This window comes from Azonexus caeni (genome assembly GCF_048146105.1).
Lineage (GTDB): Bacteria > Pseudomonadota > Gammaproteobacteria > Burkholderiales > Rhodocyclaceae > Azonexus > Azonexus aromaticus_B.
This window is the reverse complement of sequence record NZ_JBKJAD010000013.1, coordinates 90,620-114,964: the sequence shown is the minus strand read 5'-3', so window position 1 is coordinate 114,964 and position 24,345 is coordinate 90,620. Positions and strand designations below refer to the sequence as shown.

Annotated in this window: 25 protein-coding genes and 2 pseudogenes; 17 read left to right on the top strand and 10 right to left on the bottom strand. The window is 59.7% G+C overall.

Annotated elements, in window-relative coordinates; genetic code table 11:
- Positions 1-252: 252 nt before the first annotated feature.
- The 6 genes and pseudogenes from ACLIIZ_RS13420 to rplM form a co-directional block, all read right to left on the bottom strand.
- Positions 253-1,113: pseudogene (locus ACLIIZ_RS13420) on the bottom strand (IS4 family transposase); the annotation flags it as partial.
- 612 nt (positions 1,114-1,725) lie between these two features.
- Positions 1,726-2,076: an iron-sulfur cluster insertion protein ErpA gene (gene erpA / locus ACLIIZ_RS13415; RefSeq protein WP_416692900.1), complete on the bottom strand. Its 351-nt coding sequence runs from the start codon at positions 2,074-2,076 to the stop codon at positions 1,726-1,728.
- A 48-nt stretch (positions 2,077-2,124) separates the two neighbouring features.
- A complete protein-coding gene (locus ACLIIZ_RS13410) occupies positions 2,125-2,523 on the bottom strand; it encodes a bactofilin family protein (RefSeq protein ID WP_416692898.1) in 399 nt (132 codons plus the stop codon).
- A gap of 43 nt (positions 2,524-2,566) precedes the next feature.
- Positions 2,567-3,274, bottom strand: coding sequence for a DUF6776 family protein (locus ACLIIZ_RS13405; RefSeq protein ID WP_416692896.1), 708 nt, complete (start codon positions 3,272-3,274; stop codon positions 2,567-2,569).
- Between the two features lie 1,360 nt (positions 3,275-4,634).
- Positions 4,635-5,027, bottom strand: coding sequence for a 30S ribosomal protein S9 (rpsI, locus tag ACLIIZ_RS13400; RefSeq protein WP_416692894.1), 393 nt, complete (start codon positions 5,025-5,027; stop codon positions 4,635-4,637).
- A 9-nt stretch (positions 5,028-5,036) separates the two neighbouring features.
- On the bottom strand, positions 5,037-5,465 hold the full coding sequence (rplM, locus tag ACLIIZ_RS13395) for a 50S ribosomal protein L13 (RefSeq protein ID WP_416692892.1): 429 nt from the start codon (positions 5,463-5,465) through the stop codon (positions 5,037-5,039).
- A gap of 751 nt (positions 5,466-6,216) precedes the next feature.
- Here rplM and ACLIIZ_RS13390 point away from each other — a divergent pair.
- Both ACLIIZ_RS13390 and ACLIIZ_RS13385 read left to right on the top strand, forming a co-directional pair.
- Positions 6,217-6,379: pseudogene (locus tag ACLIIZ_RS13390) on the top strand (IS3-like element ISAzo10 family transposase); the annotation flags it as partial.
- Positions 6,380-6,925: 546 nt separating this feature from the next.
- Positions 6,926-7,369, top strand: coding sequence for an OsmC family protein (locus tag ACLIIZ_RS13385; protein WP_416692891.1), 444 nt, complete (start codon positions 6,926-6,928; stop codon positions 7,367-7,369).
- 13 nt (positions 7,370-7,382) lie between these two features.
- Here the strand turns inward: ACLIIZ_RS13385 and coq7 are convergent, their stop codons facing one another.
- Genes coq7 through ACLIIZ_RS13370 form a run of 3 tightly spaced genes read right to left on the bottom strand, consistent with a single transcriptional unit; the run spans position 7,383 to position 9,080 of the window.
- Positions 7,383-8,006, bottom strand: coding sequence for a 2-polyprenyl-3-methyl-6-methoxy-1,4-benzoquinone monooxygenase (gene coq7, locus ACLIIZ_RS13380; protein WP_416692890.1), 624 nt, complete (start codon positions 8,004-8,006; stop codon positions 7,383-7,385).
- Positions 8,007-8,010: 4 nt separating this feature from the next.
- Positions 8,011-8,544, bottom strand: coding sequence for a CNP1-like family protein (locus tag ACLIIZ_RS13375; RefSeq protein ID WP_416692887.1), 534 nt, complete (start codon positions 8,542-8,544; stop codon positions 8,011-8,013).
- Positions 8,541-9,080 carry an RNA pyrophosphohydrolase gene (locus ACLIIZ_RS13370; protein WP_416692885.1) on the bottom strand — a complete coding sequence of 180 codons (540 nt, stop codon included), beginning with the start codon at positions 9,078-9,080 and terminating at the stop codon, positions 8,541-8,543. Before ACLIIZ_RS13370 ends, ACLIIZ_RS13375 begins: the two co-directional genes overlap by 4 nt.
- 124 nt (positions 9,081-9,204) lie before the next feature.
- Between ACLIIZ_RS13370 and ACLIIZ_RS13365 the strand changes: the two genes are divergently transcribed.
- Both ACLIIZ_RS13365 and ACLIIZ_RS13360 read left to right on the top strand, forming a co-directional pair.
- Positions 9,205-10,935, top strand: a complete 1,731-nt coding sequence (locus tag ACLIIZ_RS13365; protein ID WP_416692884.1) for a proline--tRNA ligase — start codon at positions 9,205-9,207, stop codon at positions 10,933-10,935.
- Positions 10,923-11,534: a lytic transglycosylase domain-containing protein gene (locus tag ACLIIZ_RS13360; RefSeq protein WP_416692882.1), complete on the top strand. Its 612-nt coding sequence runs from the start codon at positions 10,923-10,925 to the stop codon at positions 11,532-11,534. The genes ACLIIZ_RS13365 and ACLIIZ_RS13360 overlap by 13 nt, the downstream gene beginning before the upstream one ends.
- Here ACLIIZ_RS13360 and ffh read toward each other — a convergent pair whose 3' ends face one another.
- The gene (gene ffh, locus ACLIIZ_RS13355; protein ID WP_416692880.1) at positions 11,535-12,905 is read right to left on the bottom strand and encodes a signal recognition particle protein; all 1,371 of its coding nucleotides are present in this window, start codon (positions 12,903-12,905) and stop codon (positions 11,535-11,537) included.
- 29 nt (positions 12,906-12,934) lie between these two features.
- Between ffh and ACLIIZ_RS13350 the strand changes: the two genes are divergently transcribed.
- The 13 genes from ACLIIZ_RS13350 (at position 12,935) to argB (ending at position 24,343) form a co-directional block, all read left to right on the top strand.
- The gene (locus tag ACLIIZ_RS13350; RefSeq protein WP_416692877.1) at positions 12,935-13,774 is read left to right on the top strand and encodes a cytochrome C assembly family protein; all 840 of its coding nucleotides are present in this window, start codon (positions 12,935-12,937) and stop codon (positions 13,772-13,774) included.
- Positions 13,775-15,082: an HlyC/CorC family transporter gene (locus tag ACLIIZ_RS13345; protein WP_416692875.1), complete on the top strand. Its 1,308-nt coding sequence runs from the start codon at positions 13,775-13,777 to the stop codon at positions 15,080-15,082.
- A 51-nt stretch (positions 15,083-15,133) separates the two neighbouring features.
- Positions 15,134-16,849, top strand: a complete 1,716-nt coding sequence (pilB, locus tag ACLIIZ_RS13340; protein ID WP_416692873.1) for a type IV-A pilus assembly ATPase PilB — start codon at positions 15,134-15,136, stop codon at positions 16,847-16,849.
- Between the two features lie 16 nt (positions 16,850-16,865).
- Positions 16,866-18,098, top strand: a complete 1,233-nt coding sequence (locus tag ACLIIZ_RS13335) for a type II secretion system F family protein (RefSeq protein ID WP_416692870.1) — start codon at positions 16,866-16,868, stop codon at positions 18,096-18,098.
- On the top strand, positions 18,095-18,949 hold the full coding sequence (locus ACLIIZ_RS13330; protein ID WP_416692867.1) for a prepilin peptidase: 855 nt from the start codon (positions 18,095-18,097) through the stop codon (positions 18,947-18,949). Before ACLIIZ_RS13335 ends, ACLIIZ_RS13330 begins: the two co-directional genes overlap by 4 nt.
- A 70-nt stretch (positions 18,950-19,019) precedes the next feature.
- Positions 19,020-19,268, top strand: a complete 249-nt coding sequence (locus tag ACLIIZ_RS13325) for an FmdB family zinc ribbon protein (RefSeq protein ID WP_416692864.1) — start codon at positions 19,020-19,022, stop codon at positions 19,266-19,268.
- Positions 19,268-19,882, top strand: coding sequence for a DUF502 domain-containing protein (locus ACLIIZ_RS13320; protein ID WP_374327112.1), 615 nt, complete (start codon positions 19,268-19,270; stop codon positions 19,880-19,882). Before ACLIIZ_RS13325 ends, ACLIIZ_RS13320 begins: the two co-directional genes overlap by 1 nt.
- A 19-nt stretch (positions 19,883-19,901) precedes the next feature.
- Positions 19,902-21,701, top strand: coding sequence for an aspartate--tRNA ligase (gene aspS, locus ACLIIZ_RS13315; protein ID WP_416692861.1), 1,800 nt, complete (start codon positions 19,902-19,904; stop codon positions 21,699-21,701).
- Between the two features lie 3 nt (positions 21,702-21,704).
- The gene (locus ACLIIZ_RS13310) at positions 21,705-22,061 is read left to right on the top strand and encodes a guanyl-specific ribonuclease (RefSeq protein ID WP_416692858.1); all 357 of its coding nucleotides are present in this window, start codon (positions 21,705-21,707) and stop codon (positions 22,059-22,061) included.
- 3 nt (positions 22,062-22,064) lie between these two features.
- Entirely contained in the window at positions 22,065-22,448 is a 384-nt protein-coding gene (locus ACLIIZ_RS13305) for a barstar family protein (RefSeq protein ID WP_416692856.1), read from the top strand.
- Complete coding sequence (gene nudB, locus ACLIIZ_RS13300; protein ID WP_416692853.1) at positions 22,433-22,894, top strand: dihydroneopterin triphosphate diphosphatase; 462 nt, start codon at positions 22,433-22,435, stop codon at positions 22,892-22,894. Before ACLIIZ_RS13305 ends, nudB begins: the two co-directional genes overlap by 16 nt.
- 61 nt (positions 22,895-22,955) lie before the next feature.
- Positions 22,956-23,372, top strand: a complete 417-nt coding sequence (locus ACLIIZ_RS13295; RefSeq protein ID WP_416692851.1) for an Hsp20/alpha crystallin family protein — start codon at positions 22,956-22,958, stop codon at positions 23,370-23,372.
- An 83-nt stretch (positions 23,373-23,455) separates the two neighbouring features.
- Positions 23,456-24,343 (top strand): acetylglutamate kinase, encoded by an 888-nt coding sequence (gene argB / locus ACLIIZ_RS13290; protein ID WP_416692849.1) that lies wholly within the window; start codon positions 23,456-23,458, stop codon positions 24,341-24,343.
- The last annotated feature ends 2 nt before the right edge of the window (positions 24,344-24,345 follow it).

Sequence of the window (24,345 nt, the reverse complement as noted above, 5' to 3'; positions counted from 1 at the left end):
TCCGTCAAGCACTTCAGCAAAATTTCTTTCACCTCACCGCTTGCCTCACTCCGCCGAAAACCCCGGCACCGCAAGGAAGGTGCGCATTCTACACATCAAATTTGGCGCGTCAACACGTTTCGGAAAACTTTATTGAAAACACCTTCCAAAATCACACGATCGATCAGACCTGAGGAAGCCCAAAGTTTCAAATGACATATTTAACAATGAAGGGGATCCCGAAAGAAGCCCCCCCCCTGGCCCTAATGCCGTTCAGTTAATGTCTTTCTTCAGGTAACGAACGGTGTAGCGTTTTGGCAGGGCTTTGACGATACGGGGGCATTGACGCCCCCGTCGTTTTTCCACGATGGCGTATTGAAGCTGGGTTCGCAGACGCTGGAGATGGGCCGGTAGTTTGCCGGGCGCCATGCCAACGGCCCAGATCATTTCGTGCTGCAGGATGTGCAGCGCCCGCAGGAAGCTCAGATCGGTCGGCTCGACCCGGGCCTCGATGGCCGCCTTGGCCATTTCCAGGCGGACGAGGTTATAGGCGATCAGCGCCCCCCAGATTTCCTGCTTGATCCCATCTGGTTGCTGGCTGCGCAAGGTGAGCGCCTCGCCCAGCATGGACTGCTTGAGTTCGCGATAGCTGGTTTCGATCTCCCAGCGGCGCCGATAGCACGCGGCCAGCGCGTCGGCCTTGAAACGCTGACGATCTAGTAGGGAAGTCAGGAGAATCCGCTGTTTCCCATTGGCGGAGAGCATCCGCACGGCCCGGGCGATCCGGTGCTCAGGCAACTCGGGCGCCTTGGCGCGTACCTGGGGCGAGACCCGCATGCGGACGAGGCAATCGCCTGCGGTGCCCGAGGGCACCTCCCACTTCGTGTTGGATTTGGCGGGGATCAAGTAGTGACGCTCGTGGCCCGCCAGGGCCAGCAGAATTTCGGCACAGAGAAAGCCGCGGTCGAAGACGGTCAGTGAATGATCGGCGATGCCTTCGACCAGCGTCTTGGCGTACAGCACCTCGTTCTGGCCGTACTCGCCAAAGGCGATATCCGACACCAGATGGGTGGGAATAGCCGTGACGCTGACGGCACGCACCTGCGGGTAGCTGGCGATCTTGCCGCTCGCGTAGACCTGGGCGCCAAAGTGCGCCCGGTCGTCGGCGCCATCATTGCTTCAATACGACGCCCCTACCGGCCCGCTGGCGCCGAAGCGGGCGATCGTTGAAGAAACGGCTACGGCCCTGCTACTTCGGTTGCACAGATTGCCCTCCCAAACATGGCACCAACGCCAAGCGGTTGTTTTTGTGGCGCAAGACCTACCGGGAGGGGCCGCCATCTGTATTCCGTGACCGAGCGAATTGTTGACTACCGAATCAGCAAACTCGACGTCCTGCTGCCTTGGAATGTCGCAGACCTGATCGCCAAAACCGAACTCGCTGTTGCTACCCTACCCCTACCAACCCCAAAAGACCGGTGGTCGCCAGACGGTTATGCTCGCAGGCCCTCTTGATCGGCCTCTGCGGAGCGAAGCAGCTACGCGACAGACAAGAAAGCCCATTGAGCTCGACAATTTGCATCACGCCGTAGCCCTTGCGATGCAACTGCTCCACTTGCCAGCACCTTCCGTGCAGTCACTCCAACGTCGAATATCTTGCATCGTCTTTTTCCATCCGCTCAACATGGGAACTGATTCGGATAGCTCAAGCATTATCGTGTTGCGTCAATAGCAGAACCCGCCGAATCAAGCAGAGAAGGAGGAACCGCAACCACAGGTCGAAGTGGCATTGGGATTACGAATGACGAACTGGGACCCTTCCAACCCCTCGGTGTAGTCAATCTCGGCACCGACCAGATACTGATAGCTCATTGGATCGATAAGGAGCTGCACACCATTCTTTTCCATCGTGGTGTCGTCTTCCGCAACCTCTTCATCAAACGTGAACCCATACTGAAAACCAGAACACCCGCCCCCTGTAACGAAAACGCGCAGCTTAAGATCAGCATTCCCCTCTTCTTCAATCAACTCCCTAACCTTCCGAGCAGCACTGTCGGTAAAGATGATCGGCGCAATATTCTCAACAAATTCATTCATGAAACACTCCTAAAAAACAAAAACAAACAACGAACAAAACTCGTTCGATTAGGCCCGCTCTGGGGGAATTGGTTCCCCCTTGGACTCGACATGGATCAAACGCCCCTCAATGACAGCCCCCTGATGCATTTCGATGGCAGCATAGGATACATCCCCCACGATTCTGGCTTTCGGCTGCATCTCGAGGGAATCACTCACGGAGACTGGCCCCAAAATGGTGCCATTCATCACCAAGTGCCCAACAGCGACCGACCCTTCTATGCGAGCCTGATCACTGAGCACCAGGGTAGTCAAACCGTCGTTAGACACCGACTCAACACTTCCTCGCACCTCGCCATCAATGCGCAACCCGCCGCCGAAGCGAACCTTCCCTTCCACGCTGGTTCCCGCACCGATCAAACTATCGATTTTTGCCTGAGCTCCACTTGGCGCCTTTTTTCCGAACATTCGATTCCTCCGGCGAATTTACAAACGCAGAACAAGCCTCCGACTAAAAATCGATTTTTTGTTCAGCGACAACTTTAGCATTCTGCAGCAGACGAGCCTCAACCGAGAGCAAAGTACAACCGCTAGGCAAATCAAACCCACCTTCGCGCCTAAGAAAGTGGCGAATCTCCAAACCACCACTCAAAGGCAGGCGCCGCACAGCCCCCTGGGCATCCTTGAAAACAACGCTTATTTCGTATCGCCCCTGAAACACGGCGGCGCGCTGCGCCGCCTGATAGGCAACGAGCAAGCGATAACGATATTGCGAACCCGTCAAAGGAACGACTCGCAGACTTTCAATTCGAACGACAGACTCCTGACCAACCACAGGAATAAGACGCTCAAATATCAGCATATCTTCTTTTAGCGCGGCGTTTTCTGCCTCAAGCTCAGCAATTCTTGTGACGAGTTGCTTTTGGGCAGCGCGCTCCATACTGACCGCACTCTGCCCAGTCCCCGCCATGGTACGCAACGCTGCAAGCTCCGCCTGCTGACTCCCCAAACGCTCACGCAACTGAGCAAGCTTTTCGCTCTCACCAAAGCCGCCGGCATGAAAATACCAGAGCACGAGAAACAGGACGAAAAGGAAAATTGCGGCGCCTGCAGCAAACCAATAGCCAGGCAAAGCGGTGCGCACTACAACGCGCGGCGCAGCAATACCAAAACGACTTCGGAAACGCTTCAAACGCAAACTGACAGCGGGAGTTGGCATTAATCGCTCACAGGAACACTACACAGCCCACGGACCGCGAATTATGTCACGTCGACAGACAGTTTTGTGCGCCCCCCCCCCGAAGCTTGAAGCACGTAGCGCGCCAAGCGCCTGCCACTCCACGAAGAAACCGCAGCGGAGAGCAGGCGAGCATCCCTGCACAGTCTTTGGCCCTTCCCTCGAAATTTCATCTGTCAAAGGCGACCAAAATATTAGCGCCACTTTTGGGAGACAGGAAATGAAGACACCGAAACAGACATACACGACCGAGTTCGAGGAACCGGTGGCAGAATGGGCAGAGTGTCAGCAAAGTTTGCGAGGAGCTTGTGTTGAGCCACCCGCCCCTTCGCAACCGGGCCAGGACGGCGACTGAGGGCAAGCTCATTGGTCTGGCGGCGAGGTGATGACGCCAGAAGAAATGGAGTTATCGCGGCGGCGAACCGAGAACATCCGGCCCAAGCGGGAGCTTGGAATCGCAAAAATGCGGCGACATAGTTCGCAAGGGCTGTTCTGTGAAGTACGCCTGGATTGCAAAGCGAGGAAATCCGTTTGGACTCGCCGAAATGTGACACCCTCGACATCAGCATCGGTGGTTATCGGGACAGGAAGCGAGGCGGCAAGCCGGATCGCAAGCGCCTGTCAGGCAGATGCTCGCTCATCCGCGCCGTACTCAAAAGGGCCTAGCCTGCGAATGCTTCGCGGCACACACGAGACCTCTCTGCCTGCCAGGAACGGGTGGAACGACTGATGCGCAAGAACAAAATCTACGCCCGTTACAAGAGAAGCAGCGCCACAAGGTTACCACCGACTCGAAGCACGGACTTACCCGCAGCGGAAAAGCTGCTCACCAGAAACGCTACTCCGACCGCGCCGAATCAAGTGTGGATGTCGGACATTGTGACGGATGCCCTAAGCATGGCCTGATTTCGCAAGAAACCAGCGCCGCTGGTTGTCGCACCACTTCTAGCGGGGCAGCCACTACGCCAGCCATGCGTTTCACAACGAGCCCAAGGAATACGGCATGGCCTGGTCGATGAGTCGCAAGGAAGAATGTTGAGATAACGCGCCGCCAGAGAACTTTTCAACAACTTCAAACATGAGAGGGCACATGGGATTCGTCATACCCCTCGTGCCGACATGAAGGCTGCCAGCTTCGAATACACCGAGGTCTTCGACAACAGGAAGACAGTATCCGACCCTCGGCCAAAAATCACCTATGCAGTTTCTGATGGATTAGCTCAGCCGGCAATGCCATGAAAAACAAGCAGCATGCCCCCCTTTGGCAGACGAAAAACCGAGGAAACCTCACTGCCGGACGCCCCAAGAAAAAGCCGCCCGAAGGCGGCTTTCGAAACAAGGTCTAGCGCTTGGAGAATTGCTTGCGACGACGGGCCTTGTGGAAACCCACTTTCTTCCGCTCAACCTCTCGAGCATCACGAGTAACGAACCCAGCCTTAGAGAGAGCCGGCTTCAGAGCTGCATCAAATTCGATCAGCGCACGCGTGATGCCGTGACGAACCGCACCCGCCTGCCCCGATTCACCGCCACCGGTAACATTCACTTTGATGTCGAAACCCGAGAGCTGCTCGACCAGAGCAAGCGGCTGACGAACGATCATGCGCCCGGTTTCCCGAGAGAAGAACTGATCAACGGGTTTTCCGTTAACAACGATCACACCGGAACCGCGCTTCATGAAAACGCGAGCCACTGCGCTTTTGCGGCGGCCAGTACCGTAGAAATATGCCTCTGCCATGATTGTCCCTTAAATTTCCAGCGCCTTGGGCTGCTGAGCAGTATGAGGATGTTGATCGCCAGCATAGCACTTCAGCTTCTTCAGCATAGCGTAACCCAGCGGCCCTTTCGGCAGCATACCCTTGACCGCCTTTTCCAAGGCACGCCCGGGGAAACGTTGCTGCATCTTCTTGAAATTGGTTTCGTAAATCCCACCCGGATAACCCGAATGACGGAAATACTTTTTGGCCTCAGCCTTATTGCCAGTAACAGCAATTTTTTCGACATTGGTAACAACAATGAAGTCACCGGTATCGACGTGCGGCGTATAGATAGCCTTGTGCTTGCCACGCAGACGACGGGCAATTTCGGTAGCGAGGCGGCCGAGCACCTTGTCTGTGGCGTCTACCACAAACCACTCGCGCTTCACCTCATGTGGCTTGGCGGAAAACGTTTTCATGTGTGTGCCGTCCTGAAAAATGGGGCGCAGAATTGAGAAAGCTGCAGACTATAACCGCACGCAACACTCCTGTCAATCAATCTTGCCTTATCAAGTTCGTTTTGTAAGAACAGAGAGACGACTGCCCCCCTCGCCCCGCCTGCATAGGCATCTTGCCCCGCACGCAAGGACATCTCCACTGTCACCACAGAATACAGCCTGAGCCAGCCATCCACGTCTTCCAGCGCCCACTTGGTTTCGGCAGGCCGCTCAGCCATGCCGGGCGGAGTTCTGTTCCGCGACGGCGTCGCCCGGGCCGCGCCCTCCTGCGACTTTGAGCACCTCCAGAACCTTACCCTCCAGCCGTTGCAAGCCGCTCGGCGCAATCCGGAGTTTCAGGGCTTTGTGCCAGGCCGGGCTGTAGCCCAGAAATTTCTGCTTCTACGGCATTACTAGTGTAGCGCTTCGCTTTTCTTCGAACCAAACTACCGATTGGCGCGGAAGGCTTTCTGGAGGCACGCCGTGGAAGACACCGCGCACCAGCCCCCCCCGTGGAGACACCGCGGAAGAACCGTTCGGCCATGTCGAGCCAGGAAGCGGGGTTTGGCGTGAAGTGCATATGGAGACGCGGATGCCCCCCAAGCATTCCGTGACCTTGGAATGCCTGCGAAAAGGGGCGTAGTTGCCGCAGACCAGATGCAGCGCCTTGCCTCTGAGGCTCTCGCGGTTGATCTGACGCAGCAAGTCGAGCCATCCAGCGCACTCATTGCCCCGAACGACGGGGTCGTACCGCCACCGAGGGCCACAGCCGGCGCGAACGCCGACCACACACATTGCCCCCCCCACCCGGCCAAGTGTGGCGCGGAGACATGACTTACTTGCCACCTCAGGAACAAGGGCAGTGGCTCTACCCGTATCTGATCAGGAACCTCTATCGGCCGCCTCAACTCGCCGTAGCACCCATACCCACTTCCTGTTTGTCAGGCCAGCGCTTTGCTTCGCATGCCCTCCGGACTCGCAGTCACCCACGCCCCCCCCCCTTGCCAGACACGCGGGGGACTTTCACCTCCAAGCAAGCGCGCCCCGGGGACGCACCAACAAAAAAAAACGCGGCTCGCTGAGCCGCGTTAAATCCACACCAAAGGAGGAGGGTGGAGGAGACAAATCTGAACTGAGGACCATTACCGCACCACAGTTCCAACGGTTCCCATTCTGCCCAAACAGCCCCCCTATCGCAAGAAATATTTGTGCGCTGCACCATCCATTGGCTTATATTTAAATCGCTTTAATTTATAGAACATAACTTGTTGTTTTTTTGTTCTTTATATAGCAGAAAATAAACTCATGAACCAATAAATAACACACCGCGCGTGACGATGATTTCTTTCCAGCCAAGGTGATTATGTTGCATTGCAACAAGGCAGGCGGAACTTAGCGAGTAAAATCTCGCACCACACCACCTCTCAAACAGGAAGAACTGAATGGACTGCACAGTCAGATGGACAGGAAGCGACGCGGGGATGTCCTTCCTCGCGGAAACCGGCAGCGGACACGCGGTAGTGATGGATGGAGCACCGGAGGCGGGGGGACGCAATCTAGCACCGCGACCAATGGAAATGTTGCTGGCCGGCGCAGGTGGCTGCACCGCCTTCGATGTTGTAATGATCCTGAAGAAAGGCCGCCAAGCAATCACCGCCTGCGACGTGACTTTGAACGCCGAGCGCGCCGAAACCGATCCCAAAGTATTCACACGCATCAACTTCCACTATCGCTTAAAAGGCAGAAGCCTCAAACCTGAAGCGGTGGAACGGGCAATCGGCCTATCCAAGGAAAAATATTGCTCCGCTTCGATCATGCTGGCTCAAACGGCCGCAATCACGACCAGCTATGAAATCATCGAAGAAACGGCAAGCACCCCTTCTTGATGAGGTCCTACAGTCATAAGCGATAGGCGAGCCCGGTCATCACCCGGGCCATCGCCTTCATCCCCTGGCGAACTGGCAAAGGCAGCTCTTCTGCGCCAAACCGCACCGCCATTTCGGCGTGTCCCCGTTCATCAACACGCATCTGTTCGACGATTTCCCGGGACCGAACATCCTCGACAGGCAAGCGCCGCAAATGCCCATCAAGGTGAGACTCAACCTGACGCTCGGTTTCCGCCAGAAATCCCAGATTCCATTTGTCACCCACGACTCCAGCCAACACACCCAGCGACAGCGCCCCCATGTACCAAAACGGGTTGAGCAGACTGACCCGCCCACCAAGCTCGCGAATCCGTTGCTCGGTCCAGGCGAGATGCTCAACCTCCTCGTCGGCAGCCTGCTGAAGTGCGTCGCGCACCTCACTGCGGCGGCTAGTCAAGGCCTGCCCCTGATAAAGAGCCTGAGCACAAACCTCGCCGCTGTGATTCACCCGCATCAGACCCAGCGCATGGAGACGCTCAGCCTCACCCAACGAAGCCTCCGGAAGGGCATCACCTGGAACCGGCCGCCGCGAACGCGCGGGAGCTGCCAAGGTACGCAGACAGCGATCAATCTCGAGTACCAAATCATCGATAGTCATGGCTTCACCACAGATGGTTATCCGGATGCCCGCCTTTGCGCAAAGCCCCTTCCACCTCGCCGGCATCCCGCGCAATCACACCGCCAGGACAAAAATAATCGGCAAACAGAGTGACGCGATGTCGGCCAGCGACCCCATCACGCAGTTTTTCCCAGTTCTCGTTCCGCGACTTCACCCAAGTGCCGTCACTTCTAGCTGTGGCATAGAGTCGCCACTCTCGGGTCGAACAACGCATCCCTTCAAAACGGATGTTGCGAGCACCGCCCTGAGCCTCCAACAGCAAGACGTAACGGACAACACCGTCGCTACCAACGCTCAGTGACGCGAGGTCTACAAAAAAACGGTGGGCCGAGAGTGAACGAGCATCAAAGGCAAACCATGAGTCATTCTTGGGAAGTTCAGGAAAACTAACTTCCTGCTCCTGCCACTTGGACTCATCCTCTGCCAAGCCGAAAAGACTAGCTGCATACCCACAGGGCAAGCCCCAAAGAGCAATCAGAAAAATGACAAGTGCACGACAAAGCGGACAAATACTCATCCCCTATCCTCACTGTCTGTTGAAATGACCTCTCCCGCACGAGATTGCCGGAAAGGGCGACGATCCTGATCGAGAAAACGCACTAACTCATTCAAAGCCTGCTGATAGACCCCACGCTTGAACTCGATCACGGCCTCCAAGGGCACCCAGTAATCGTTCCAGCGCCAGGCGTCGAACTCCGGCTTGGCGGTCGCCCGCAAGCTGACGTCGCTGTCGCGGCCGACCAGACGAAGGAGGAACCAGATCTGCTTCTGGCCTTTGTAAGATCCGCGCCATTCGCGCTTGATCCATTGATTCGGCACTTCGTAGCGCAGCCACCCCTTGGTCCGCCCGAGTATGCGCACGTGCTCGGGACGTAGCCCGACTTCTTCGTGCAGTTCCCGGTACATCGCTTCTTCGGGGGTTTCGCCCCGCTTGATGCCACCTTGTGGAAACTGCCAGGAATGTTCACGTATACGCTTGCCCCAGAAGACCTCGTTTTTGGCGTTGCAAAGAATGATGCCGACGTTCGGGCGAAAGCCTTCGCGGTCGAGCATAGAAAACCTGCTAAAAATATTGGGTTACCTGGATTCTTTCACAAAGGGCGTCGATACGCAAAAAAGCGGCAAAGAACACGCTCCGTGTAAAATCCGCTTTTTTCCACGAATTCAAGAGCATTCCATGCGTACCTCGCAGTTCTTCTTCACCACCCTCAAGGAAGCCCCGGCCGACGCCGAAGTCGTCAGCCAGAAACTGATGCTGCGCGCCGGCTACATCAAGCGTTCGGCGGCCGGCATCTATACCTGGATGCCGCTCGGCCTGCGCGTGCTGCGTAAGGTCGAGAACATCGTCCGCGAGGAAATGAACGCGGCCGGTGCTCTGGAACTGCTGATGCCGGCCGTGCAGCCCTTCGAACTCTGGGAAGAATCGGGCCGCGGCCCGGCCTACGGTCCGGAACTGCTGCGCTTCAAGGACCGTCACCAGCGCGATTTCGTGATCGGCCCGACGCACGAGGAAGTCATCACCGATGTCGTCCGCCGCGACGTCAAGAGCTACCGCCAGTTGCCAATCCACCTCTACCAGATCCAGACCAAGTTCCGCGACGAGATCCGCCCGCGCTTCGGCGTCATGCGCGGCCGCGAATTCCTGATGAAGGACGGCTACTCCTTCCACACCTCGTTCGACGACCTGGTCCGCGAGTACGGCAACATGTACGCCACCTACAGCCGCATCTTCACCCGGCTCGGCCTGAAGTTCCGCGCCGTGGCGGCCGACACCGGCGCCATCGGCGGCGACGGCTCGCATGAATTCCACGTCCTGGCCGACTCCGGCGAGGACGACATCGCCTTCTGCCCGGACTCCGATTACGCGGCCAACGTCGAGCTGGCCGAGGCCGTCGCCCCGGCAACGCCGCGTGCCGCCGCCGGCAAGGCGCTGGAGAAGATCGCAACGCCGGGCAAGATGGCCTGCGCCGACGTCGCCACCTTCCTGGCGATCGAGCCAAAGCAGATCGTCAAATCGATCGCCGTCGTCGCCGAGCGCGAGGACGGCGACAAGCAGTTTGCCCTGCTGCTGCTGCGCGCCGACCACGAACTGAACGAGATCAAGGCAGCGAAGATCCCGACGCTCGGCGCTTTCCGCTTCGCCTCTGACAGCGAAGTCCAGGAGTATCTCGGCTGCGTTCCGGGCTATATCGGCCCGGTCGGCGTCGACGCCGGCAAGGTGACGGTCTTTGCCGACCGTACGGTCGCCGCGATGAGCGACTTCGTGTGCGGCGCCAACGAGGCCGGCTTCCACCTCAGCGGCGTCAACTTCGGCCGCGACCTGCCCGAACCGGCAGTCTTCGACATCCGCAACGTCGTCGCCGGCGACCCCTCGCCTGACGGCAAGGGCGTGCTCGGCATCTGCCGCGGCATCGAAGTCGGCCACATCTTCCAGTTGCGCAGCAAGTACGCCAAGGCCCTGAACTGCGCCTTCCTCGACGAGAACGGCAAGAGCCAGATCATGGAGATGGGCTGCTACGGCATCGGCGTCTCGCGCATCGTCGGCGCCGCCATCGAGCAGGGCAACGACGACAAGGGCATCATCCTGCCGCCGACCATCGCCCCCTTCGCCGTCTGCATCGTGCCGATGGGTTACCACAAGAGCGAAGCGGTCAAGGCCGCCGCCGACCAGCTCTACGCCGACCTGAAAAAGCTTGGCATCGATGTCGTGCTGGACGACCGCAACGAGCGCCCCGGCGTCATGTTCGCCGACATGGAGCTGATCGGCATTCCGCACCGCGTGGTGATCGGCGAACGCGGCCTGAAGGACGGTCAGTTCGAGTACAAGGGCCGCACCGAGGCGGAAGCGACGATGGTCGCCCAGGGCGAGATCGTCGGCCTGCTGCAAGGAAAACTGTGCGGCGCCTGATCGGCATCGCCTGGCTGTGCTGCGCATCGGCGGTCAACGCCGGTGCGCAGAAGTATGAACCGCTCGCCGCCAGCGTGCGGGCAGCGCTACATGAAGCGGTCTCGGACAGCCGGCCACAGGTCAGCTCGTTCAAGTCGCCGCTGGAAGCCACCAACTGGTTGACCGAGATGTCGGGTCGGCTGGCCCGCCGCATTCCCGACCGCAACTACCGGATCGACCTGCTGCGCAGCATCCACTACGAGGCAACCCGTGCCGGCCTCGACCCGCACTTGGTCCTCGGTCTGATCCAGGTCGAATCGGCCTTCCGCAAGTACGCCGTATCCACCGTCGGTGCCCGCGGCTACATGCAGGTCATGCCGTTCTGGCTGAAAGTGATTGGCCGGCCGGAGGACAACCTCTTCGACATGAGGACCAACCTGCGTTACGGCTGCACCATCCTGCGCCATTATCTGGACATCGAGAAGGGCGACCTTTACCGCGCCCTCGGGCGCTACAACGGCAGCCTGGGCAAGCCGGAATACCCGAACCTGGTGCGCGGCGCCTGGCAGAGCAACTGGAGCTACGCCAGCCCAGCCGGGCTGGCCGCCAACGCCCGCTGATCAGCGGCCGAAACCGCCCATACCGCCGGGCATCATTCCTTTCATGCCGCGCATCAGCTTGCCGATGCCGCCCTTGGAAAACTGCTTCATCATCTTCTGCGTCTGCTCGAACTGGTTGAGCAGACGATTGACTTCCTGCACCTGCACACCGGCCCCGGCAGCAATCCGGCGCTTGCGGCTGGCCTTGATCAGTTCCGGTTTGGCGCGCTCCTGCGGCGTCATCGAATTGATGATGCCCTCGACCCGGCCGACCATCTTGTTTTCCGCCCCCGCCGGCAACTGACCGGCAGCCTGCGCGAACTGGGCCGGCAACTTGTCCATCAGCGAAGTCAGGCCACCCATCGCCCGCATCTGGCCGATCTGCTCCTTGAAGTCGTTGAGATCAAAGCCCTTGCCGGCCTTGAGCTTCTTGGCGAAAGCCACCGCCTTCTCTTCGTCGATGCCTTTCTTGGCCTCTTCGATCAGCGACAGGACGTCGCCCATGCCGAGGATACGCGACGCCATCCGCTCGGGATGGAAAGCTTCGAGGCCGGTGAGCTTCTCGCCGACCCCAGCAAACTTGATCGGCTTGCCGGTGATGTGGCGTACCGACAGCGCGGCACCGCCACGCGCATCGCCGTCAAGCTTGGTCAGCACGACACCGGTCAGCGGCAACGCCTCGTTGAAGGCGCGCGCCGTATTGACTGCATCCTGGCCGAGCATGGCATCGACCACGAACAGCGTTTCGATCGGCTTGATCGCCGCGTGCAGGCGCTTGATTTCCGCCATCATCTCTTCGTCGATGGCGAGACGCCCGGCGGTATCGACCAGCAGCACGTCGTGATAGTGGCGCTTCGCCCAATCGATCGCCGCGACAGCGATCGCTTCCGGCTTCTCGCCGACCGCCGACGGGAAGAAATCCACCCCGGCCTGACCGGCCACCGACTTCAACTGCTCGATTGCCGCCGGCCGGTAAACGTCACAGGAAACCACCAACACCTTCTTCTTGTGGTTTTCCTTGAGGAACTTGGCCAGCTTGCCCACCGTCGTCGTCTTGCCGGCACCCTGCAGACCCGCCATCAAGACGATGGCCGGGGGCTGGGTATTGAAGTTGATCCCTTCGTGGGCGTCGCCCATGATCTTGGTCAGTTCGCCATGGACGACTCCGATCAGCGCCTGACCAGGGTTGAGCGAGCCGATCACCTCCTGACCGACCGCCTTCTCCTTGACCGCAGCGATGAAATCCTTGACCACCGGCAGGGCGACGTCGGCCTCGAGCAGTGCCATGCGTACCTCGCGCAGGGCATCGGCAATGTTGGATTCGGTCAGGCGCGCCTCGCCCTTCAAGGTCTTCATGACGCGAGCAAGGCGGGTAGTCAGGTTATCGAGCATGTCAGATGGGCTTCTAGTAGAATTCGCGGATGGCCGACATTGTAATTCAGCTTTCCATGCATATCCTCGCCGCGCTGATTTATGGCGCGCTCGGTTTTCATTTCTGGAACACCCGCTGGCGCGACCACGAAGGCCAATGCGTCGCCTGCCCGATGCTGCCCTGGGAACGCGGCGCCATCGGCCTGACACTGATCGTCCACGGCTACGGGCTGTTCGGCACCCTGCTCAACCAGGACGGCATGCATTTTTCGGTTGCCCTCGCCCTCTCGCTGATGATGTGGCTGGCCGTCCTGATCTACTGGCTGGAGAGCTTCATGGCCCGCATGGAAGGCATGCAGCCGATGGTCCTGCCGCTGGCCGCCGCCTGTACCGTGCTACCGGCGATATTTTCCGCCGACCATCTGGTCGCCCACGCCGACGCCACCGGCTTCCAGTTCCACTTCCTGACCGCCATGCTGGCCTACAGCCTGCTGACGCTGGCCGCGCTGCACGCCGTATTCATGGGCTTCACCGAAAACGCCCTGCATCGGCGCATCGTCAAGCGCAGCCTGACCAGCCTGCCCTCGCTCCTCTCCATGGAATCGCTTCTGTTCCGCATGCTGATGCTGGGCTTCATCCTGCTGACCCTAGCGGTGGGCAGCGGCGTCTTCTTCTCCGAGCACATCTTCGGCAAGCCGCTCGCCTTCGATCACAAGACGGTGTTTGCCATCGCTTCCTGGGCCATCTTCGCCACCCTGCTGTTCGGCCGCCATGTCTGGGGCTGGCGCGGCAAGCGCGCCCTGCGGCTGACCCTTGCCGGTTTTGGACTGCTGATCCTGGCTTATTTCGGCAGCCGTTTCGTCATCGAGATCATTCTCGGCCGCCTGTAATTGGACAACATCCCCCTATCTTTCCAGCTTGGCGCACTGATTGGACTTCTCGCCCTGTCGGCGATCTTTTCCATGAGCGAAACGGCGATGATGGCAGCCAACCGATTCCGTCTTCGCCACCTCGCCCAGAATGGCCACCGCGGCGCCCGCAAGGCGATTGCCCTGCTGGACCAGACCGACAAGATGCTGGGGGTCATCCTGCTTGGCAATAATCTGGTCAATACCGCCGCCGCCACACTGGTGAGCGTGATTGCCCTGCAGATGTTCGGCGAAGAAAAATGGGCACTCGGTGCCAGCACCCTGATCATCACTTTTGCCATCCTGGTCTTTTCGGAGATCACCCCAAAAATTATCGGCGCCACCTACGCCGACAGGATGTCAGTGATCATTGCCTACCTGCTGACCCCGCTGCTACGCCTCTGCTATCCGGTCGTCTGGTTCGTCAACCTGTTTGCCGCAGCCTTGTTGCGCATCATGGGATTATCCCTTCACCCCAATGACGATACCAACCGGCTCTCTCCGGAAGAGCTGCGCAGCCTGGTGCTCGAATCGTCGAACGTCATCCCGAAAAAGCACCAGGCCATTCTCAACAGCCTGTTCGATCTCAATGAAATCACCGTCGAACACATGATGACCCCACGCAGCAGCATCGAGATTCTCGATCTCGATCAGGAGTGGATGGCCGCCAAGCAGCAATTGCTGACCAGCCACCATAGTCGTTTGCCGGTCTGCCATGGATCGCTCGACCACCTGCTCGGCATCCTGCCCGTACGGCGCCTGCTTTCAGCGCTTTCGGAAGCAGACTTCAACGAAACCGCCCTGCTTGAACAGCTTCAGCCCCCCTATTACATCCCGGCGGGAACCGCGGTCTTTTCCCAACTGAGTTTCTTCCAGGAAAACCGGCAGCGGATCGGCTTCGTCGTCGACGAATATGGCGACATTCTCGGTTTGCTCACACTCGAGGACATCATCGAAGAAATCGTTGGCGACTTCACCACCACGACACCGGGGGTAGACACCGACCTGACCTGGAACGAGGACGGCAGTGTCGTGATTGACGGCACCCGGCAAATCCGCGACATCAACCGCATGCTCGGACTCGATTTTCCGCTCGACGGCCCCAAGACACTCAACGGTCTGATCCTCGAGCATTTCCAGGATATCCCGGAAGCGGATGTCGGGCTCAAGCTCAATGACATCGCCGTGGAAATCCTGCAGACCCGAGATCGCAGCATCGTTACCGCCCGGATTTACCGGCCGCGCCCGACAGAAATGCCGGCCAGTCTTTACAAAGCCCCTCCCCCGTAGCATCATCGGGCGATCCATACGGCATCTAAGCATCCGCACACACCCGATCTGATGGCAGCGACTCCACAAAACTCCCCGCTCAGCGGCCTGGCACGTGCGCTCGTCCAGGCTGGACGCCTGAAGGAAGCCGAGGCGGAAGAAGTGTCACGTCAGGCCACAGCGACAAAGACCTCGCTCATCGAGCAGTTGATCAGCAGCAACAAGGCCAGCGCCATCGAGATCGCGCGCTTTTCCGCAGAGACCTTCGGTTATCCATTATTTGATCTCGACGCGCTGGACGAGCGCCACATCCCGCAGGACGCCATTGATCGGAAGCTGATTGCAACGCACAAGGTCATTCCTCTGAACAAAAGAGGAAACCGCCTGTCGATTGCCATAGCCGACCCGACCAACCTGCGGGCTCTTGACGAAATCCGTTTCCAAAGCGGCCTGAGCGTTGACCCCATCGTCGTCGAGCAACCCAAGCTGCTCCCGCTGGTCGCGAAGTACTCGGAATCCGCCACCGACGCGCTGAAGAGCTTCAATGACGAAGAAATCAACCTTGATTTCCTCGACGAAGAAACCCCCAGCAAGGCAGACGAAGCCGCCGCCCAGGACATCGACGATGCTCCGGTAGTCAAGTTCATCCAGAAGATTCTGCTCGACGCCATCAACGACGGTGCTTCGGACATTCACTTCGAGCCCTACGAAAAATATTACCGGATACGATTTCGCGTTGACGGCATGCTCCGCGAGGTTGCCACCCCGCCGCTGGCGATCAAGGAAAAGATCGCCTCGCGGATCAAGGTCATCTCTCGCCTCAACATCGCCGAAAAGCGCGTCCCCCAAGATGGCCGAATGAAGCTGGTCATCTCCAAATCACGCGCCATTGACTTCCGTGTCAGTACCTTGCCCACTCTGCAAGGCGAGAAGATCGTGCTGCGTATTCTTGACCCGACCTCGGCAACGCTGGGAATCGAAGCGCTGGGCTATGAACCCGACCAGAAAGCCATCCTGCTCGACGCCATCAACCGCCCCTATGGCATGGTTCTGGTCACCGGCCCAACCGGCTCCGGGAAAACCGTTTCCCTCTACACCTGCCTCAACATCCTCAACAAGGATGGCGTCAACATCGCCACTGCCGAGGATCCGGCTGAAATCAACCTCCCCGGAATCAACCAGGTCAACGTCGATGACCGCGCCGGCCTGACCTTCCCCGTAGCGCTGAAAGCATTCCTGCGCCAGGATCCCGACATCATCATGGTGGGTGAAATCCGCGACCTGGAAACCGCTGAAATCGCCATCAAGGCAGCCCAGACAGGCCACATGGTGCTATCGACCCTGCACACCAATGACGCACCGCAGACCCTGACCCGCCTGATGAACATGGGGGTGCCGACCTTCAACATCGCCTCCAGCATCCTGCTGATCACGGCACAACGCCTGGCCCGTCGCCTCTGCACCTGCAAACAGGCAATCAAGGTTCCGGAACAGGCCTTGCTTGACGCGGGCTTCAAGGCCGAAGACCTCGATGGCAGCTGGACACTATATGGTCCAGGCAGTTGCGAACGCTGCAAAGGCACGGGCTACAAGGGACGGGTCGGTATCTACCAGGTCATGCCGATCAGCGAAGCCATGCAACGCCTGATCATGAGTGGTGCCACGTCGCTTGATCTCGCCGAACAAGCCAAGCAGGAAGGGGTCCGCGATCTACGCGAATCGGGCTTGCTCAAGGTCAAACAAGGCCTGACTTCGCTCGAAGAAGTTTTAAGTACAACCAATATCTAAGCTGAAGGACCAGGCAATGGCAACTGCAGCAAAATCAAGAAGCGTTGATGTCAAGGAAAGCACCTTTCAGTGGGAAGGTCGCAACCGGGAGGGGAAAACCGTCCGTGGCGAAATGCGCGCCGCGACCGAGACAGTCGTTCAGACCACCCTGCGTCGCCAGGGCATCAGTAGCACCAAGATCAAAAAAATACGCTTCAAATCCGGCGGCAGCATCTCCGAAAAGGACATCACCCTATTCACCCGGCAGTTGGCCACCATGATGAAGTCCGGCGTTCCTTTGCTGCAGACTTTCGACATCGTTGGCCGCGGCCATAGCAATCCAGCAGTCGGCAAGTTATTGCTCGACATCAAGTCCGAAGTCGAAACCGGAAGTTCGCTGTCACAGGCCTTTCGCAAGTACCCCCTCTATTTCGACGCGCTTTACTGCAACCTGGTCGGCGCCGGCGAACAGGCGGGGATTCTGGACTCTCTGCTCGACCGCCTGGCAACCTACAAGGAAAAAATCCTGGCGATCAAGGGCAAGATCAAGAAAGCCCTGTTTTACCCGATCGCCGTACTGGTTGTCGCCTTCATCATCACCGCCGTGATCATGATCTTTGTCATTCCGGCGTTCAAGGAGGTATTCAGCAGTTTCGGCGCCGATCTGCCGGCCCCGACCCTGTTCGTCATCGCCATCTCAGACTTCTTCGTCGAATGGTGGTGGCTGATCTTTGGCGCGATAGGCGGCGGCTTGTACGCTTTCTTTGCTGCCTGGAAGCGCTCAGAAAAGGTACAGATGATCATGGACCGTTTCCTGCTGCGCCTGCCGATTTTCGGCGACATCATCCGCAAGGCGGTGATCGCCCGCTGGACCAGAACCTTGTCAACCATGTTCGCCGCCGGCGTCCCTCTGGTCGAATCCCTTGAATCGGTAGGCGGCGCTTCCGGCAATTACATCTACAAGATGGCAACCCGCCAGATCCAGAGCGATGTATCAACCGGCACCAGTCTGACCAACGCGATGCAGGACGCGACCGTCTTCCCCAACATGGTGACGCAGATGGTTGCCATCGGCGAAGAATCCGGCGCCCTCGATTCCATGCTGGGCAAGGTCGCCGACTTCTTCGAGCAGGAGGTCGATGACTCGGTGGAGGCCATGTCGAGCCTGATGGAACCCATGATCATGGTGGTTCTTGGCACCCTGATCGGCGGCATGGTCATCGCGATGTACCTGCCATTGTTCAAGCTTGGCGCCGTGGTGGGAGGATGACGGGCCTTCCTTTGTCGCTGCTGACAGTCTTCGGCGGCTTGCTCGGACTCTGTGTCGGCAGCTTCCTCAATGTCGTCATCCATCGCTTGCCGAAAATCATCGAGCGCGAATGGCTGGCGCAAAGCGCGGAGCTTGTGGGAGGAGAACTGCCCGCGGACACTTCACCGCTGAGCCTGTCCCACCCGCGCTCGCGATGCCCGCATTGCGGCCATGCGATTCGTGCCCACGAAAATATCCCGCTGCTGAGCTACTTCGTAATCCTGCGCGGTAAATGCTCCGGTTGCGGTAAGCCGATTTCGCTACGCTACCCGCTGATTGAGGCGCTAACCGGACTGCTTTCGGCATTCACCGTCTGGCACTTTGGCGACACCTACGCTGCAGCAGGCGGACTGCTGCTGATCTGGGCCTTGCTGGCGCTGACCTTCATCGATTTCGATACGCAACTTCTCCCCGACAGCATCACCCTGCCCCTGCTCTGGCTTGGTCTCGCCTTCAACCTCGCGCAGGTTTATACGGACCTGCCATCCGCAGTGGTGGGGGCCATGGCTGGCTACCTGATTCTGTGGAGCATTTACTGGGGATTCAAGCTACTGACCGGCAAGGAGGGCATGGGCTACGGCGATTTCAAGCTCCTTGGAGCCTTGGGCGCCTGGCTGGGCTGGCAGATGCTACCGGCGATCATCCTGCTATCCTCGGTTGTCGGCGCGGCGGTTGGCATCGCCCTGATCGTGTTTGCCCGTCATGGTCGCAACATCCCGATTCCCTTCGGCCCCTATCTGGCGAGCGCCGGCATCATTGCCCTGTTCTGGGGTCAAACGCTGACCAGCACCTATCTCGGCCTGGCCTATTGAAAAACCGGCCACCGACACCAATATTCGGAGTCCGTGCTTTCGGTTACAATTCAAGGTTTTGGAGGGCCCCATGCCGATCTACGAATATCGCTGTGAATCCTGCGGTTTTCAGAAGGAACATCTGCAAAAGATGGCAGATGCACCACTCACCACCTGCCCGAGCTGCGGCAAGGACAGCTATGCCAAGCAACTGTCTGCCGCCGGTTTCCAGTTGAAGGGCAATGGCTGGTATGCCACCGATTTCAAGGGTAGCAAGCCCGCCTCGCCCCCCCCCTGCCAGACAGGGGAAGGAAGCTGTTCGTCGTGCGCGGCCAGTTGATCAAACGCTATTTCATCACCGGGCTCCTGATCTGGGTGCCGCTGGTCATCACCGTCTGGGTGCTGTCGCTGATCGTCAACACGCTTGACCAGTCGCTGCAACTTCTGCCCGAGGCCGTACACCCGAAGAATCTCTTCGGTTTCGCGATCCCCGGCGTCGGCGCCTTGTTGACGCTGGCCATGATCCTGTTCACCGGCCTCCTGGCTGCCAACTTCATCGGCCAGAAGCTGGTCGGCTGGTGGGACAAGCTGTTGTCGCGAATTCCCGTCGTCAATTCGGTTTATAAGGCGGTCAAGCAGGTATCCGACACCCTGTTCGCCCCCAATGGCAATGCCTTTCGCAAGGCCTTGCTGGTCCAGTACCCGCGGCAGGGCGCGTGGACCATCGCCTTTCTGACGGGAATACCCGGCGGCGATATTCGCAATCATCTGCGCGGGGACTACGTCAGTGTCTACGTCCCGACCACCCCCAACCCGACCTCCGGTTTTTTCCTGATGATGCCGAGAAACGACGTCGTCGAACTCGACATGACGGTCGACGAAGCCCTCAAGTACATCATCTCGATGGGCGTCGTCGCCCCGCCAGCGCACGCCCGCGTCGTCACCCACACTTAAGCAACCCCACGGATTTTTCATGCGTACCCATTACTGCGGACAACTCAATGCCGGCCTCGACGGCCAGATCGTCACCCTTTGCGGCTGGGCCCACCGCCGCCGCGACCACGGCGGCGTCATCTTCATCGACCTGCGGGACCGCGAAGGCCTGGCCCAGGTCGTCTGCGACCCGGATCGTGCCGACTCTTTCAAAATCGCCGAATCGGTACGCAATGAATTCTGCCTGAAAATCACCGGCAAGGTGCGCCCGCGTCCGGCCGGCACGACCAACGCCAACCTGGCCTCCGGCGAGATCGAAATCCTCTGCCATGAAATCGAAGTCCTGAATCCATCGGTGACGCCGCCGTTCCAGCTCGACGACGACAACCTCTCCGAGAACGTCCGTCTGACGCACCGCGTCATCGACCTGCGCCGCCCGCAGATGCAGAACAACCTGATGCTGCGCTACAAGACGGCCCGTGCCTTCCGCCGTTTCCTCGACGACAACGGCTTCATCGACGTCGAAACGCCGATGCTGACCAAATCCACACCGGAAGGCGCGCGCGACTATCTGGTTCCGTCGCGCGTCCATCCCGGCCAGTTCTTCGCCCTGCCGCAATCGCCGCAGCTGTTCAAGCAACTGCTGATGGTCGCCGGTTTCGACCGCTACTACCAGATCACCAAGTGCTTCCGCGACGAAGACCTGCGCGCCGACCGCCAGCCCGAATTCACCCAGGTCGATATCGAGACCTCGTTCATGAGCGAGGCTGAAATCACCGCCCTGATGGAACAACTGATCCGCCGCGTCTTCAAGGAAGCGATCGACGTCGAGCTGCCGGAATTCCCGCGCATGACCTACGCCGAAGCCATGCGTCGTTTCGGCTCGGACAAGCCGGACCTGCGCGTCACCCTCGAACTGGTCGATGTCGCCGACGCCTTCAAGGACGTTGCGTTCAAGGTCTTCGCCAACATCGCCAACAGCGAAGGCGGCCGCATCGCTGCCATGCGCATTCCGGGCGGCGCTTCGCTGACCCGCGGCGAGATCGACGAGTACACCAAGTTCGTCGGCATCTACGGCGCCAAAGGCCTGGCTTACATCAAGGTCAACGACGTCAGCCAGGTCAATGAAACCGGCCTGCAGTCGCCGATCGTCAAGAACCTCTCCGAAGCCTCGCTGCGCACCGTGCTCGAACGCACCGGCGCGCAGTCCGGCGACCTGATCTTCTTCGGTGCCGACAAGGCCAAGATCGTCAGCGACGCCCTCGGCGCACTGCGCATCAAGATCGGCCACGAGAAGGGCTTCGTCACCGGGGCCAAGTGGGCGCCGCTGTGGGTCATCGACTTCCCGATGTTCGAATACGACGACGAGTCCAAGCGCTGGACCGCCTGCCATCACCCGTTCACCAGCCCGAAGGACGAGCACCTCGAATTCCTCGCCACCGATCCGGGCAAGTGCCTAGCCAAGGCCTATGACCTGGCGCTGAACGGCTGGGAACTCGGCGGTGGCTCCGTCCGTATCCACCGCGCCGACGTGCAGGAGAAGGTCTTCGCCGCGCTCAACATCGGTCCGGAAGAACAGCAGGCCAAGTTCGGCTTCCTGCTCGACGCCCTGAAGTACGGCGCCCCACCGCACGGCGGCCTGGCCTTCGGCCTGGATCGCATCGTCACCATGATGACCGGCGCCGAGTCGATCCGCGACGTGATCGCCTTCCCGAAGACCCAGCGCGCCCAGTGCCTGCTCACCGACGCCCCGTCGGCGGTCGACGAGAAGCAGTTGCGCGAGCTGCACGTCCGCCTGCGGCAGAAGGTCGAAACCCAGGTCGAAGTTGCCCAGGGCTAAACCATGCGCCAGCTGATGCGCTTCCTGATCGTCCTGCTGCTGGCGATCGGAAGCGCTTTTGCTTTCTGGAGTGGCGGCGGCGACCGGCAGACGATCGATGTCGCCCGCCTGCCGCCCGAAGCCCGCGAAACGCTGGTCCTGATCAAGCAGGGCGGCCCTTTCCCCTACAAGCGCGACGGCATCGTCTTCAACAATTTCGAAAAGCTGCTACCGCTGCAACCGCGCGGCTATTACCGCGAGTACACGGTGAAGACACCCGGCCGCAGGGATCGCGGCCCACGCCGCATCGTTGCCGGCAAGGCCGCCGAGTATTACTACACGGAAGACCACTACCGCTCCTTCCGGCGCATCCGGGAATAGCCAATGAATGAATTCGCCCCCAGTGGCGTCTATCGCCAGCATGCCGACCACCCCATTGATGCCGACATCACGGTCGACCTCGGCGCCTGCCGTGAGGCCAGGCAAGTCCTCGATCGACTCGGCACCACCCTGGATTTTCCCGACTGGTACGGAAGTAATTTCGATGCCCTGGCTGATTGCCTCTCCGACCCCGACTGGCGCGACGGCGCTGCCACCCTCATCCGGCTGAGCGGGCTGACCCGTTTCTCGCAGCAGTCGCCGGGCGACTACGCGATACTGCTCGCCGTACTCGACGCCGCCTGCCAGGCGCGCAGCGAACAGGGCGCGCCGCTTGCCGTCATCCTCGAAGACGGACCGGAAACCCTGTCCCCATGGCTGGCGGCATGAGCGCCTACAAGCAGCCGCATTCGGTACTGGTGGTCATCCATACCCTGGCCGGTGAAGTCCTGCTGCTCGAGCGCGCCCGCCATCCCGGCTTCTGGCAGTCGGTGACCGGCAGCCGCGAAGGCAACGAGCCGCCGGCAGTCACGGCCCACCGCGAGGTGCTCGAGGAAACCGGCATCGACAGCCGGCTTTACCGGCTCACCGACTGGCGCATCGAAAACCACTACACGATTCACCCGGCCTGGCGCCACCGCTACGCGCCCGGCGTCGACAGCAACACCGAGCGGGTGTTCGGCCTCTGCCTGCCGGAACGCGTCGCGGTCAGAATCGCGCCCGAGGAGCATCGCGCCTGGCTCTGGCTGCCGCGCGAGGAAGCCGCCGGGCGCTGCTTCTCGTGGAGCAACCGGGACGCGATCCAGCTGCTCGCCGCCCCGCAACCGTGGACTTGAAAAGGGAACGAACAGACCTATATTGGTTTTGCATGAAAACTCACCGGAAAGGAGAACCAATATGGCCAACATCACCCGTGTCGACCCCTTTGACGATCTGTTCCGCGGCTTCTTCGTCCGCCCTGTCGATTTCAACGGGCAGCCCCAGCAAGCCCCCTCGATCAAGATGGACGTCAGGGAACAAGGCGACGCCTACCTCGTCCACGCCGAACTGCCCGGCGTGAAGAAGGAAGACATTCACGTCGTGGTCGACGGCAACCAAGTATCCATCAGCGCCGAGGTCCGCCAGGAAAAGGAAGTCAAGGAAGGCGAGCGCACGCTTCGCTCGGAACGCTATTTCGGCAAGGTCTCGCGTTCCTTCCAGTTGCAACAGGATCTCGACGACACCCGCTCGGTCGCCCGCTTCGCCGATGGCGTACTTGAACTGACCCTGCCCAAACGCACTGCCAGCCCGAGCAAGCGCCTGACCATCGAATAGGCAGCCTCGCCCCTCGCGCCGGCCGGCCCCCAAGCCGGCCGCTTTCTTTGTACAATCCGCGGCGAGTCCATCAGGAGCCCCTCATGCCCACCAAAAACCTCGCCCCCGGCACCAAGGCCGCCGTCCTGGCCGAAGCCCTGCCCTACATCAAGCGTTTCCATGGCAAGACCATCGTCGTCAAGTACGGCGGCAACGCGATGACCGACGAGCACCTGAAAAGCTGCTTCGCCCGCGACGTCGTGTTGCTCGAACTGATCGGCTTCAACATCGTCGTCGTGCACGGCGGCGGTCCGCAGATCGAGAACCTGCTCAGCCGGGTGGGCAAGAAGGGCGAGTTCATCCAGGGCATGCGCGTCACCGACGCGGAAACCATGGAAGTCGTCGAAATGGTGCTCGGCGGTCAGGTCAACAAGGACATCGTCAACCTGATCAACCAGCACGGCGGCAAGGCCGTCGGCCTGACCGGCAAGGACGGCAACTGCATCCGCGCCAAGAAGCTGATGCTGGAAGACAAGGACAACCCGGGCGACCTGATCGACGTCGGCCAGGTCGGCCAGATCACCAAGATCGACCCGTCGCTGATCGACCACCTCGACAAGGCGTCCTTCATCCCGGTGATTGCCCCGATCGGCGTCGGCGAAGACGGCGAGACCTACAACATCAACGCCGACGTCGTCGCCGGCAAGATCGCCGAAGTGCTCAAGGCCGAGAAGCTCGTCCTGCTGACCAACACGCCGGGCGTGCTCGACAAGGCCGGCAACCTGATCACCGGCATCACGCCCAAGGAGATCGACGAGATGGTCGCCGACGGCACGCTATCCGGCGGCATGCTGCCGAAGATCGGCTCGGCGCTCGATGCTGCCCGCAACGGCGTCAAGGGCGTGCATATCATCGACGGTCGCGTCGAACACGCACTGCTGCTCGAAATCCTGACCGACCACGGCGTCGGCACGATGATCAAGTCGCACTGAAC